Raw genomic sequence first — 14,008 nt, forward strand, 5'->3', positions numbered from 1 at the left:
TCCTTCTTACTGAACGTTATTGGATAAGTTTGAAAGTAGGCGTTCAAATGAATATTCGTAGGATTGAATGTCTCCTGCTCCCATAAAGACATAAACTGCATTGTCATGGTCAAGGAGTGGCGATGTATTTTCAAGCGATACGATCCCACCTTTTTTACTGATTTTGGCTGCCAAGTCCTCAACTTTAACCTGACCATTGTCTGTCTCGCGGGCTGATCCGTAAATTGGTGCCAGGTAGACCGCATCTGCATCACTCAAGGCGAGGGCGAATTCATCTAACAAGGCAATGGTCCGTGTAAAGGTATGCGGTTGGAAAATAGCCACGATTTCTTTACTTGGGTATTTTTGACGAGCAGCGTCAATGGTTGCAATAATTTCTGTCGGATGATGTGCAAAGTCATCAATAATCACCGTGTCATTGACAATCTTCTCCGTGAAACGGCGCTTCACGCCTCCAAAGGTCTTGAGGTGTTCGGCTACCAAGTTCAAATCAAACCCTGCGATAAAGAGAGTGGCGATAACTGCTGTCGCATTGAGAACATTGTGACGACCAAAGGTCGGGATTTGGAACTGACCTAATTCCTGCCCTGCATGGCGGACCTTGAACTGCGAACCAGTCGTTGACGGCTGCAAATCATAAGCTACAAAGTCATTGTCCTCATTAAAACCATAGTAGTAAATCGGTGCAGTTGCTGTAATATGGCGGAGTTGCTCATCTTCACCGTAGACAAACAAGCCCTTTTGCACCTGCTTGGCATAGTCATCAAAGGCATGGAAGACATCCTCCAAACTGGTGAAATAGTCTGGGTGATCAAAGTCAATATTGGTAATGATGCTGTATTCTGGGTGATACGGCATGAAATGGCGCTCGTATTCGTCTGATTCAAAGACAAAATACTGGGCATTTTCCGAACCACGACCTGTCCCATCCCCAATCAAGTAGCTGGTATCCGTAATATTGCGCATCACGTGCGCAAGGAGTCCAGTTGTCGATGTTTTTCCATGCGCTCCTGCTACACCAAAACTCGTGAAATCACGCATGAATTGGCCGAGAAATTCATGGTAGCGTTTATAGGTGAAGCCATTTGTATCCGCATAGGCAATCTCGACATTGTTGTCTGGACGGAAGGCGTTTCCTGCTATCAATTCGACATCTGTCGTAATGTTTGCTTCACTAAAAGGGAGAATTTCAATCCCTGCTTGCTCAAGCCCACGTTGCGTGAAATAGTATTTCTCCACATCACTTCCTTGTACCTTGTGCCCCATTTGATGCAACATTAAAGCCAAGGCACTCATTCCTGAGCCCTTAATTCCAATAAAATGATAGGTTTTTGTCATTCCAATCCCTCTTCCATGTGTGTTAGATTTAATTCTTGTGCCAGACGACGCTCACGTTGTACCTTGCGCTCTGGGTAATTGTAGACCTGACTTTTCTTCAAAAAGTCATAGGAATTTTTCTTGACTGGTTGTTCTTGTTCCCGATCTTCTTTTTGCAGTGAATAAACTGCTGGCATGTCCGCCAAAATATAGTCTGTCTGTTGTAAGCGATTGGCCAAGGCGGTCAAGTGAGGCACTGGCTTTTTGACCAAGGGTGCGGTCACCTGATGCTGTTCTGGTAGAATAGGGCGCTTCTTCTCTTGGTGAAGATAAGAGGCCGAACGTTTTTTCTTCAAGTCTTCACGCGCTATCTCTCGTGCCAACTGCCCCTGTGTTTTCACTTGCGGAGCGGGAGGAACAGGAGATGCTAGCTTTTGATAGCGTTCCTTGCGAGAGTACGGACTCGGAGTTGCTTTAAAAAGCGGTGGCAAGAGGGCCTCTTCTGCCCCACGTTCCTCTCGATATTGAGGAGCAGCTGGGTTCGCTACTTCTTGCCCAAATTCTCTGTCCTGATAAGGCCCCTTGATATTACTAATCAAGTCCCCCTCATCGTATAATCTCATTTCAGGATTTTCTCCCACGATTAACTCATCATCAGCTACTAGGGGAAATCTTGTCTGCATTCTCACCATACGATCTTCCTTTCAAACGATTATTATACCATACCTTGCGCGCTTTGACTATCATTTTTCCTTAGAGCCAGCTGGCAAAGGCCTCTAACAACTGATTTGAGAGTGTTAAATACCCAAAATCTCTCGGATATCATCGACCGTCATGCTGGCCCTGCTTTCATTACCGTCAAGCACGGTCGTCACCAGATGCTTCTTGCTTTCTTGTAGGGCTTGGATTTTCTCTTCAATCGTGCCTCGGGTAATCAGGCGGTAGCACTCGACTTTCTCGGTCTGCCCCATACGGTGGGCGCGGCTGATGGCCTGGGCTTCTACGGCAGGATTCCACCAGAGGTCGACCAGAATCACACTGTCTGCCCCGGTCAGATTGAGTCCCACGCCACCTGCTTTCAGCGAAATCAGAAAGGCATCCCTGCTTCCTGCATTAAAGGCGGTCGTCATTTCTTGACGGAGATTGGCTGGGGTCGAGCCTGTCAATTTGTAGCTGGTCAATCCCAACACTTCCAACTCTTCCTCAATCATGTCAAGCATGGTGCGGAATTGAGAGAAAATCAAGATGCGGTGGTTCCCTTCTTTTAGCTGAACCAGCAATTCTCTCAAACTCTCAAACTTCCCACTTTCTCCCTTGTAGTCTGGCATAAAGAGTTTCGGTGTGTCACAGATTTGACGGAGACGGGTAATGCCTGCGAGAATTTCCATTTTCTTGCGCTGAATTTCGGTATCGCTTGCATCCATAATACTTGACTGCATTTGTTTGAGCTGGGCTAGGTAGACGACCTTCTGCTCATCGGTCAATTCGTTTAGGACATTGACTTCCAGTAAATCCGGTAATTCTAGTAGCACATCTTCTTTTTTCCTGCGTAAAACGAAGGGTTTGATAATCCGTGCGACTTCGCCTGCTGACAACTTGGCAAATTCTGTCTTTCCTGGCAATAACCCTGGTAGCACAATCTGGAAAATCGACCATAATTCTGACAGACGATTTTCAATTGGCGTTCCCGAAAGGGCAAAGCAATTGCCCACTTCAAATTCTCTCAAGAGCTGTGCAATCTTGCTCTGGGCATTTTTCATAACTTGCGCTTCGTCCAAAATCAGGTAGTCATAGCGCTGTTGCTGATAGAGCTCTACATCCTGCCTGAAGGAGTGGTAGCTGGTAATGATGATCTGATGTCCTGCAAGAATCTGCTCCTCCCGCTTCTCCTTGTTTCCATAGGCTACGGCCACATCTAAATCAGGCGCAAAGGTCTGGCATTCGCTCTGCCAATTATAAATCAGGCTGGATGGTGCTAAAATCAAGACCTTAGCATCTTTTTCCAAATGACTGCTCAAAAAAGCAATGGTTTGGAGGGTCTTCCCCAGTCCCATGTCATCTGCCAAAATCCCACCAAAACCATGGTGGTCAAGCATGGACAGCCATTTCACACCGAGGCGCTGATAGTCACGCAAGGCAGCCGTCACTCGCAATTCCGGTAACTCAAATGATTCTGGATGTGCCAAATCATAGGCCAACTGCTGGAAATCCTTGGAAAATTGCACCGAATCGTTGCCAGCCCAAGTCTCGGCTAGTTGGTAAGAGGCTAGGCGGTCAAGGGACAGATGACCTGATGATTGATAGCGAGCCCGCAACTCCTGCAAGGTCTTGCTAAGTCGTCTCGTTTCCTCATCAAAGACCAAAACCTTTCCTGTCTGACTAGTAAAATGCGTGGCGTCCTCTAAGAGAGCCGTCATAGCTTGGTCAATCTCGTCCTCACCAATCCCTGCAAAGTCAAAGGAGATATCTAGCAGAGAACCCCTTGTCTCAACGGTGATACTTGGTTGAACCTCGATGAGCATGTCCTCTAATTCTTTGGACAACTCCACCTGACCCAAGGTGCGAAATCTTGCCAAGGTCTGGCTGAAAAATCCATACCATTCTGCTGGTGCAAGCGGTGGGTGATACGCAATAAAGTCTCCTCTAAAGCCTGCTTCTCGGATGACCTGCTCGACCTGCTCCAAATGTTGAAAATGATACGAAAATGGTAAAAGGTTTAAGTCTTCCCTACTCGCTACCTGTCTCTTGTCAAATTCCAGCGTGAGACGCAATTCAATCTCCCCTTCAGCTCGCAAGAAAAAGTCAAACCGAGGACGGAAATCGTAAATGACAAAACGCTTGGGCGCCTTGACCTTTCCAACCAATTCCAGCTCCAACAAACTAAGTGCCAAGCGTTCTTGATCTTGAAAGTCAAATTGGACTGCTTTTTCTCCTCTCTCATTTGGAACAAGCCCTTTAAGCGCAGCTATAATCTGCTCCTGTTTCCTGTCCAGATAGTAAAGACGATTGTCTACTAATAGATAACGACCGTTAAAGAGTTCGCGAAAAGGCCGCTCTTCCACCCGTAACTCAATCATGTATTGGTGGACCACGACTTCAAAGAAATAACGCTCAGCCCGAGCATCAAAAGCCAGTAATTGCAGATTCGTATAGGTATTCATATCGTACTGAAACTCAAAGGATTCTAGCTGCATTAAGACATCTAGCCCTTCTTCAAAATTAGCAAGCGGCAAGCGCAGATGACGCCCATAGTGGAGTAGAATCTCCAAATCGCCCACCTTCTTATCAGGAATTAACCGCCACAAAAAGGCCACCAGCTCTTGACTGGCCACATCAAACTGCTCAAAGGAAATCCGCTCATAGTATTGCTTGCCAATTTGAAAGTAGCCACCCTTTTTCAAAATCTGTAAAAATGCGCCAATATCGCGGATGACATAGGTCCGTGGATCAGCGCCACGCTGAATTTTCAAGGTCCAGTCGATATTATGGTCAAAGAGCATCATCTGCCCTTCCGCAGCCAGACGGTAACGGATACCGACTTCCTTCCTGCTCTCTAACAAATCATCAAGAAATAACCCACCAGCATAGGTTCTGCGCACTGTTTCCTCGTGTTCTTCTTCATCAGCAGAAAGCTGCTCTTCTAAGACCTTGCCTTCTGCATCATTTTTCAAAAAATATTCAGCCGCAGCTAGGTGTTTACAATAGCCTTTCTGTGAAAAGACCTGACAGCTACAAGCCAGGCTAGCTTCTTCTAGCGCATAGCAAAATTCCTCTTCTTCAATCGTCAAAAAGAGCTGTCTATCCTTTAGCTGTTTGACCTCTACTTGTCCTCTTTCATAGAGCAGGATTCCCTCTTGGCGAATCCGCCCCGGCATTAATCGACCCATACATACTCCTTTACCTTATCTCTTCATTATAGCATATTTTTTTAGATACCGAAATGGAAGTGTTTTTCTTTTACAATAGCCCTCGTTCTACTTGCCTAGCCTATCAGAATCCAGTATACTAATCATAAAAGAAAGTGTTTTTATAAAAAGGAGGGAAGCTCATGGCACTATTGAGTGGTATTCCATTTATCATGATGATGCTAATCATTACCTCAATCTGCTGCCGCTTTGTTGGGTATCAAAAAAGCAAAAAAACGACAACTCCTGTTCCTGTAAACAAGGTCTACTATTTCCTCTTAGCTCTCTTTGCAGGCGGACTTGGTGCCCATAAATTCTACAGCCAGCGGACTGCCCTAGGGCTAGCCTACCTCTTCTTGTGCTGGACGGGCATTCCCTCTATCCTTGCCATCATTGAAGGCTTGATGGTTCTTAGCAAACCTAGTCGTCACGGCGATATCCTCTATCTATAAAAAAGAACCGAGTTGGTCGAAACCAGCTCGGTTTTAGTAATTGTCAGAAAATACTCGAAAACCTACTTCCGCTTACGGGCAATCAAGTGAATCGGTGTTCCTTCAAAGACAAAGGCCTTGCGGATTTGATTTTCAAGAAAACGGAGGTAAGAGAAGTGCATGAGTTCTTCTTCATTGACAAAGACGACAAAGGTTGGAGGCTTGGTCGCCACTTGGGTCGCATAGAAAATCTTGAGACGTTTGCCCTTGTCGGTCGGCGTTGGATTGATTGCAATTGCGTCCATAATCACGTCGTTTAAGACCGCAGATGGAATCCGTGTCTGCTGACTTTCGCTAATCTGCTTAATCATGGCAGGCAACTTATGCAGGCGTTGCTTGGTCAGAGCTGACACAAAGATAATCGGTGCGTAAGCGAGATACTGGAATTGATCTCTGATGTCTGCTTCCCAATTCTGCATGGTCTTATTGTCTTTTTCAAGGGTGTCCCACTTGTTAACGACAATAATCATCCCTTTTCCTGCTTCGTGGGCAAATCCTGCAATCCGCTTGTCATACTCGCGGATGCCTTCTTCGGCATTCAAGACCATCAGCACCACATCGGAACGGTCAATGGCACGCATGGCACGCATGACGGAATATTTCTCGGTATTTTCATAGATTTTCCCAGACTTGCGCATCCCAGCGGTATCAATCATGGTGAATTCTTGCCCATCGCTATCGGTAAAGACCGTATCAATCGCGTCGCGAGTCGTTCCTGCAACGGGACTGGCAATCACGCGCTCCTCACCCAAAATAGCGTTGATAAGGCTTGATTTCCCAACATTGGGGCGACCAATCAAGCTGAACTTGATCATATCTGGATTTTCTTCTTCGACATCTGCCGGCAGATTTTCCACAATCGCATCCAGCACATCTCCTGTTCCAATCCCGTGGACAGACGATACTGGGTAAGGATCGCCCAAGCCCAAGGCATAGAAATCATAAATATCGCTACGCATCTCAGGGTTATCGACCTTATTCACCGCTAAAATGACGGGCTTGTTGGTCTTGTAGAGAATCCTTGCCACATACTCATCAGCATCAGTCACGCCCTCTTTTCCTGATACGACAAAGACGATGACATCTGCCTCACTCATGGCAATCTCTGCCTGATGTTTGATTTGCTCCATAAAGGGCGCATCAACATCATCAATCCCCCCTGTATCAATGATGCTAAAATGACGGTTGAGCCATTCAGCTGTGGCATAAATACGGTCACGAGTGACACCCTCCACATCTTCTACGATGGAAATGCGCTCGCCCGCAATCCGGTTAAATAAGGTTGATTTTCCAACGTTGGGACGCCCCACGATGGCAATAGTTGGTAGAGCCATTGCTCCTCCTTTTCTATAGTAACTGTTTTTCTTTCAAAAGTGCTTTGGTTTCTGGATATTCTGCCTGACCAAATTGGGCAACTAAGCGCTCAGACCACGTTTCTTTCTGTCTAGCTCCCGCATAATCGGACTGAACTTGGTCATAGGCGATAATGGTCTCCACACCTTGCTCTTGGTATTCCTCTTCAAAGACTACTGCTTCATGAGGCAGGCGCGGCTTGACCGGAAAATGCTGGTTGGGTCTGCCTAAAGCGATACAAAAGAGTGGATAGGTGTAGTCTGGAAGTCTAAACAAGTCAGCAATCTCTCTTGCTGCATGGCGAATCATACCGATAAAGACACCACCATAGCCCAGACTCTCCGCTGCTAGCATGGCATTTTGTCCCGCAAGTGAGGCATCAACAGACGAAATCAAGAGATTCTCTGTCCCTTTGGCATCAAAATGTGCCTGATGTAGTTCAGCGGCCTTGCTCGCTCGGTTGTGATCTCCTACAAAAAGCAAAATCGTATCTGCTTGTAAAATAGCAGGTTGCGGTGTTAGGGCATGTAGCGCTTCTTTTTTCTCTGTTGAACGCACAACGATAATCGAATAGGACTGGAAATTCTTCCAAGTCGAAGCTGCGCGCCCTGCGCTAATAATCGCCTGCAAATCCTCGTCCGCAATCGGCTCCTCGGTAAATCTGCGGACAGAGCTGTGAGAGAGCATTAGCTCAATGGTTTCATTCATCGACGGTTCACTCCTCCTAACTGTAATTCAGTAGCTAAAAATCGAATGCGTTCCATGACCCGCTTAGCCTGCCAAGTCTCATCACCTGAACGACCCGCCGCAAAATGGCGTTCCAAGTCGGCAAAGGAAAAATTCGACGTAAAGAAGGTCGGCAGATTTTCCTGCATGCGGTGTTGCAAGATGACCTGTAGGACATCATCGCGTACCCAAGAGCTATGTTGCTCCGCACCAATATCATCTAAGACTAAGACTTGTGCTGTCTTGATGGCATCGATTTTTTCCTTGACTAGACCTTCGCCAATGGCATTTTTAATTTCAACGACAAAGGTTGGGTAATGAAGCAGGGTAGTTGACATCTGGTGGGTCTTGGATAAGAGATTGGCTAAAAAGGCCATGAGATAGCTCTTTCCAACCCCAAAATTGCCATAGAGATACAAGCCCTTATTGTCCTGACCTGCCTGCTTGACAAATTCAGTAATGGCTTTCATGACCTCTACCCGATTTTCATCATTGAGATCGACATCTGCAATCGTAATATTTTTCAGATTAGCCGGCAGATTAATCAGCTGGATACGATTTTTAATCGCTTCTGCCTTGCGGTACTCAATCAATTCAGCCGTCTCTAAATAAGAGATATCGGCGTAGCCCTCATTCATGATGAGAACAGGCTGATAGCCCACTGCGATGTAGGATTCATCTTGGTCGAGAAATTTCTTGCGCTCGGTCACATATTCAAAAAACTTGGAAATGGAGCGGGTCATTTCTTCTTCTGTCAATTGGTGCTGACGGATAAAATCAGCTACTTCCTTATCTTGAACGATTTCCTGATAGAGTTCTTGATAGGATTTTCTTCCTGATGCAGCGCCTTGTGGCACCTTGCTTTCTACAGCTTTCATCTATCCCTCTCCTTTCGTTTCCATAGCTTCTAATTCACGGTAGAGCGCAGCCAGTTCTGCCTGACCTTTTTCGGTTTGCTCGGTCTTGACTTCCTGCTTACTCCACTCAGGTACATTGCTCTTCTTAGCTTGACTGCTGTCTTTCTTACGGCTCACGGCCTTGCTATCTCGTAAGTGATAGACTGCCTGCTCTGCACTTCGAATCTCCTTGTAGGAAAAATCATTCCCCAATTTCAAAGCGTAGGCTTCTTGTAAATTGGCCGAGTCCACCTTGTTGAAGGTATAAAGGACAATCACATTGATGACCTCATCAAGCAAGCCCAAGTCCACCAACTGTTGCAAGCACTTGCGTTCTGACATGGTGACAGTCGCCTTGCGGGCTTCTTTTAAAAGGGTTAAAAATTCAAGTGCTGTCTTGGACTGACTTTCCCGAACGATGGCTTGCTCCTGCTTGGTCAAACTAGCGGTGACAGGTCTTGCTGCCACCTTTTGTTCCATGCGCTTGACTAAAATCACTTGACCGCTGGCTGTTTCTTTTGCGACCTTATAGGCCTGCATCCAATCCCAGCCATTTTTTTCCGCCAGATGATAGAGAGCAATGACATCGTCCGTCTCATTCTGAAAGCGCAGACGGTCACGTGCCATCATGGTCTGAAAGGCCTGCAAATCAAAGCTCGGAGCTGCTAGAGGAGCAAGCGGAACCTCACCTAGGCTAGTAAAAATATCTGAAAATTTCTTCGTCACTTCGGTGTCTGATACTGGTTTTGCAACGGTCCATTCCTCAACTGCCGGTTCTCCAATTTTCTTGGTCAACAGTTTTTGATATAAGGGATTGCTCAAAAAAGCCTCTTTTGACAAGGGTTCTGCCAAGCGAAACACGATTTTTTCGTCCTTTTGATAAATGGCAAGCAAGCCCATAGCACCGAGTACATCAAGCGCCTGTTCCAAGCGCCCCATGCCCATATTGACATGATTTAAAATACGGCTAATGGCATACTGCCCCGAACCATGGTCATAGCCAGCCCACAAGAATTGATAGACCGCAGCCGCATCCTGTCCGATAATCGGTTGGTAACAGAGAATAAAGCTAAGCCAGTTGGGACTGAGAGCATTCTTTCGCATATAAGAATAGAGATCGTTTGGTTTCATGTCTTGTTCTATCTCCTGGTCTTGCTGCCCTTGGTGATTTGTTTGAGCAAGTTTTCCAATTCGCCCACATCTTTAAAGGAACGATAGACAGAGGCAAAGCGGACATAGGTAATCTCATCTAATTCGACCAATTCTTCCATGACCAAATTGCCAATCAAATCACTTTCGACCTCGCTATCGCTATGGGCCCGAACCTTTTGCTCAATCCGATTGACCACTTCTTCAATCTCACTACTAGATACTGGACGTTTCTGGGCAGAACGAATAATCCCGTTGAAAATTTTCTCACGAGAAAACTGTTCCCGAGTGCCGTCTTTTTTCACGACCACCAAGGTTTTTTCTTCAACACGTTCATAAGTGGTAAAGCGATGACCACAGTTTTCACACTCTCTTCTTCTGCGAATGGTATTTCCGTCTTCAGCCTGACGACTATCGACCACACTTGATTTTATACTGGTACATTTGGGGCAACGCATACTATTTCTCCCATTCTATCATTATCACTTCATTGTACCATATTTCAGAGGAGAATAAAAGGGAGCATGATCGGAGCAGCGCAAAAGAAAAGAGCAGAACTAGTTCTGCTCTTGATTAGTATCGCTGTACAACTTCTGTTTCTTTGCAAGCCGTGCGTAAGTCCATTCCCGCACTAAGCGATAAATGACCGCAAAAATGGGTGTAAAGAAGACCATGCCCAGCAAGCCAAATAAATTCCCACCGATTAAGGCTGCAGCCAAGGTGAAAAGCGTTGGCAGACCAACAGATTGTCCCACTACACGAGGGTAGATGACATTGCCCTCAATCAACTGGAGAATCTGGAACAAGACGATGGACCACAAGGCCAACCAAGGATTATGCACCGATATAAAAAGGGCGCTGATGATACAAGCAGAAAGAGGACCAATGTAAGGAACAAAGGATAGGACCCCTGATAAAATCCCTGCCATCCCAGCATAAGGAATGGAGAAGAGCGAGTAGCTGACAAAGACCAACACACCGATGATGACCGCTTCTACAATCTGGCTCATCAAGAAGCGATCGTAGGTCTCAATGATGACTTCACCGATATAGGCAATGACCCGCACCACTTTTTCCGGGAAAGTCGCACGGAGGAGCTTACCCGTCATGCTCTGCAAATGCTCCTTGCTCCCAAGAATGCTCAAGGTGAAAAAGAAGGCCATGACCAAGGTCAAAACATTTGAAAAGATTCCTGTCACATTAGTGGCTAGCCCCGCAAGGAAGGCTGTCGCAAAACTTGACAGCTTCGACCAATCTGTAAACTGGCTCACATAGCTGTTCAAGCGACTGCCTAATTTACTAGACAAGAAGCCACTATCCTGCAAGGTCCGAATCAGCTTAGGAATGGCTTGATTGGTCACCGATACCAATTCAGACACTGTTGATACCAAGGTCGGCAGGATAATCACGACCACTCCCGTGACAATCAAAGCAAAGGCAATCAAGACACCAAAAATCGCTAAGGAACGCTTGCTTTTGCGTAAAAAGGGCACCTTTTCAATCAAATCTTCCAACTTCTTCATCGGAACGTTCAAAATAAAGGCAAAAATCGCCCCGATAAACAAGGCATTCATACTGGACAGCAAGACCTTGAGCGTACTATAAATATCTGAATAATTCAATACCGCAAGCAAGACCACGGCCGCAAAACTAATCAGCAAGAGTTTCTCTTTAAACGAACTTTTCTTCATCTTCTCATCTCCTTTTCATTCTAACTCTATCTATGATAGCATAATTGAGAGAAAAAGTCAAAAAATGGTAGCCCTATCATTCTATCAAAAAAAGAATAGGCAGACCCCATTCTTCCCTATCCCTAAAAAAGAGATGCCCTTATTCACGAGAAAAGAGATTCGCACATACTACTTTCTTTTTGCCTTCTTATTTAGCAACCACATTGATTGCCCAAACTCAACAAAAAAAGTGAGAATATGCACGCCTAGTGAAGCACTTGCATCTCACTCTTTTTATGTTATTCCTCCCGCATGGCGTAGCCTACGCCGCGGACGGTTTTGATATAGGATTCTTGACCTGGCAAGTCTAATTTCCCACGCAGATAACGGATATAGACATCGACAACATTGGTTTCAGCGCCTGCTTCGTATTTCCAAACCCGATCCAAGAGCTGCTCCCGCGTCAAGGTTTCCTGACTGTTCATCAAGGTCGCAAGGAGGTCATACTCACGGCGGGTCAGGTTAATCAACTCAGGTCCACGGGTGACCGTCCGATTTTGAAAATCAATGTTCAAATCACGGTAGGCCGCTTGGAGCTTGACCTGCTTACAATGCTCGTCGATATAATCCCGCCCTCTAAAGATAGAGGTCACCTGATCGACCAAGTCGCTGATGACAAAGGGTTTGATGATGTAGGAAACCGCATAGCGCTGGATGTCAGCACCGTAGGTTGCCGCGTCCTCACTATCTACCACCACAATCATGACGGTTGTCGGCTTGATTTTTATCAGTTCTGCCGCCAAATCCTTACTAGACATATCCGACAGCTGAAAGCTCATGAGAATCAAATCAAAATCTGTCTCATGGGCAAGCTGAAGCGCTTCTTTTCCCGTAGAAGTATAGTCGACCAAGTAGTCTTTTTTTTGCAACTCCATGGACACAAAGTGAGATAGATTGCGCTCTCGGCCTGCAATTAAGATTTTTTTTACCATAGATTATTTTTCATCGTACCATGAGTAATGGAAGATTCCTTCTTTGTCTTTACGCTCGTAGGTGTGGGCTCCAAAGTAGTCACGTTGTGCTTGGATGAGGTTGGCTGGCAGATTTTCAGCACGGTAGCTATCGAAGTAGGTAATCGCTGCTGAGAAGGTTGGCACAGGAACACCTGCTTGTACTGCCAAGGTCACCACATCGCGCACGGCTTGTTGGTATTTGGCAGTCACATCAAGGAAGTATTCATCCAAGAGGAGGTTGGCAAGATCTTCGTCACGACCGTAGGCATCGGTAATCTTTTGCAAGAAACGAGCGCGGATGATACAACCTGCACGCCAGATTTTTGCGATTTCGCCAAACGGAAGATTCCAGTTGTTTTCCTTAGACGCTACGCGCAATTGGGCAAATCCTTGGGCATATGACATGATTTTTGAGAAGTAAAGGGCTTGACGGATTTTTTCAATCAACTCTGCCTTATCTCCTTCATATTGGAAGGCAGCTGGTTTTGGCAAGACCTTGCTGGCATGTACACGCTCTTCTTTGTAGGTTGAGATGTAGCGGGCAAAGACCGACTCTGTAATGAGTGACAATGGCACACCCAAATCAAGTGAGGATTGGCTGGTCCATTTACCAGTTCCCTTGTTGCCAGCGGCATCAAGAATGTAGTCAACGATCGGTCCGTCTTGACCTTCATCGTCCTTGCGTTTCAAGATGTCTGCCGTGATTTCAATCAAGTAGCTATCCAGCTCGCCCTTGTTCCATTCGGTGAAGATTTCAGCCATTTCGTCCACAGAAAGACCGAGCAAGTGTTGCATCAAATCATAGCTCTCTGCAATCAGCTGCATGTCACCATATTCGATACCATTGTGGACCATTTTCACATAGTGACCTGCACCGTCTGGACCGATATAGGTCACACATGGTGCACCGTCTTCAGGAGCCTTGGCAGAGATTTCTTCTAAAACATCTGCCACTAATTCATAGGCTTCTTTTTGTCCACCTGGCATGATAGATGGGCCTTCGAGCGCTCCTTTTTCACCACCAGAAACCCCTGTTCCGATGAAGTTGATGCCAGAGTTTGCCAATTCCTTAGAACGACGAATGGTATCTTCGTAGAAGGTATTTCCACCGTCAATCAAGATATCTCCCTCATCAAGGTGTGGCAAGAGGGCTTGAATGGTCGCATCTGTACCAGGACCTGCCTGCACCATGAGCATGATACGGCGTGGTTTTTCAATGAATTGTACAAAACTTTCTACATCGTAGCTTGGAACTAATTTTTTACCTGGGTTGCTTGCAACGACATCTTCTGTCTTATCTGCTGAACGGTTGTAAATCGCAACAGTGTAGCCTCTTGATTCTACGTTAAGCGCAAGGTTGCGCCCCATAACGGCCATTCCTACAACACCAAAATTTGCTTTTGTCATGAATGTTCTACTCCTATTTCTTAATATCCTTTTCATTATACAATGAAATCGCCCTATTGACAAGATTTTTCCAATTTTCTG

12 protein-coding genes are annotated in these 14,008 nt (G+C 45.9%); 1 reads left to right on the top strand and 11 read right to left on the bottom strand.

Annotation, left to right across the window (positions count from 1 at the left end; all coding sequences use genetic code 11):
- Positions 1-6: 6 nt before the first annotated feature.
- The 3 genes from murC to BU202_RS04385 form a co-directional block, all read right to left on the bottom strand.
- The gene (gene murC / locus BU202_RS04375) at positions 7-1,338 is read right to left on the bottom strand and encodes a UDP-N-acetylmuramate--L-alanine ligase (RefSeq protein ID WP_075104585.1); all 1,332 of its coding nucleotides are present in this window, start codon (positions 1,336-1,338) and stop codon (positions 7-9) included.
- The gene (gene zapJ / locus BU202_RS04380) at positions 1,335-2,009 is read right to left on the bottom strand and encodes a divisome accessory protein ZapJ (RefSeq protein WP_075104586.1); all 675 of its coding nucleotides are present in this window, start codon (positions 2,007-2,009) and stop codon (positions 1,335-1,337) included. The genes murC and zapJ overlap by 4 nt, the downstream gene beginning before the upstream one ends.
- A gap of 105 nt (positions 2,010-2,114) precedes the next feature.
- Positions 2,115-5,204, bottom strand: a complete 3,090-nt coding sequence (locus BU202_RS04385) for a pilus expression-regulating Snf2 family helicase (protein WP_075104587.1) — start codon at positions 5,202-5,204, stop codon at positions 2,115-2,117.
- A gap of 161 nt (positions 5,205-5,365) precedes the next feature.
- On the opposite strand from BU202_RS04385, the gene BU202_RS04390 reads away from it, so the two are divergent.
- Positions 5,366-5,674 carry a TM2 domain-containing protein gene (locus tag BU202_RS04390; RefSeq protein WP_244149019.1) on the top strand — a complete coding sequence of 103 codons (309 nt, stop codon included), beginning with the start codon at positions 5,366-5,368 and terminating at the stop codon, positions 5,672-5,674.
- Positions 5,675-5,736: 62 nt separating this feature from the next.
- On the opposite strand, the gene der is transcribed toward BU202_RS04390, so the two are convergent.
- The 8 genes from der to gndA form a co-directional block, all read right to left on the bottom strand.
- Positions 5,737-7,047 (bottom strand): ribosome biogenesis GTPase Der, encoded by a 1,311-nt coding sequence (gene der / locus BU202_RS04395; protein WP_075104588.1) that lies wholly within the window; start codon positions 7,045-7,047, stop codon positions 5,737-5,739.
- A gap of 13 nt (positions 7,048-7,060) precedes the next feature.
- Positions 7,061-7,774, bottom strand: coding sequence for an NADPH-dependent oxidoreductase (locus BU202_RS04400; protein WP_075104589.1), 714 nt, complete (start codon positions 7,772-7,774; stop codon positions 7,061-7,063).
- Positions 7,771-8,670: a primosomal protein DnaI gene (gene dnaI, locus BU202_RS04405; protein WP_075104590.1), complete on the bottom strand. Its 900-nt coding sequence runs from the start codon at positions 8,668-8,670 to the stop codon at positions 7,771-7,773. The genes BU202_RS04400 and dnaI overlap by 4 nt, the downstream gene beginning before the upstream one ends.
- The gene (locus BU202_RS04410; RefSeq protein WP_075104591.1) at positions 8,671-9,819 is read right to left on the bottom strand and encodes a replication initiation and membrane attachment family protein; all 1,149 of its coding nucleotides are present in this window, start codon (positions 9,817-9,819) and stop codon (positions 8,671-8,673) included.
- Positions 9,820-9,827: 8 nt separating this feature from the next.
- Positions 9,828-10,295 carry a transcriptional regulator NrdR gene (gene nrdR / locus BU202_RS04415; protein WP_075104592.1) on the bottom strand — a complete coding sequence of 156 codons (468 nt, stop codon included), beginning with the start codon at positions 10,293-10,295 and terminating at the stop codon, positions 9,828-9,830.
- A gap of 99 nt (positions 10,296-10,394) precedes the next feature.
- Complete coding sequence (locus BU202_RS04420) at positions 10,395-11,528, bottom strand: AI-2E family transporter (protein ID WP_075104593.1); 1,134 nt, start codon at positions 11,526-11,528, stop codon at positions 10,395-10,397.
- A 278-nt stretch (positions 11,529-11,806) separates the two neighbouring features.
- Positions 11,807-12,499 (bottom strand): response regulator transcription factor, encoded by a 693-nt coding sequence (locus tag BU202_RS04425; protein WP_075104594.1) that lies wholly within the window; start codon positions 12,497-12,499, stop codon positions 11,807-11,809.
- Positions 12,500-12,502: 3 nt separating this feature from the next.
- Entirely contained in the window at positions 12,503-13,927 is a 1,425-nt protein-coding gene (gene gndA, locus BU202_RS04430) for an NADP-dependent phosphogluconate dehydrogenase (RefSeq protein WP_075104595.1), read from the bottom strand.
- Positions 13,928-14,008 lie beyond the last annotated feature (81 nt).

It is taken from the genome of Streptococcus cuniculi (assembly GCF_001921845.1).
In the GTDB taxonomy this organism is placed as follows: Bacteria; Bacillota; Bacilli; order Lactobacillales; family Streptococcaceae; genus Streptococcus; species Streptococcus cuniculi.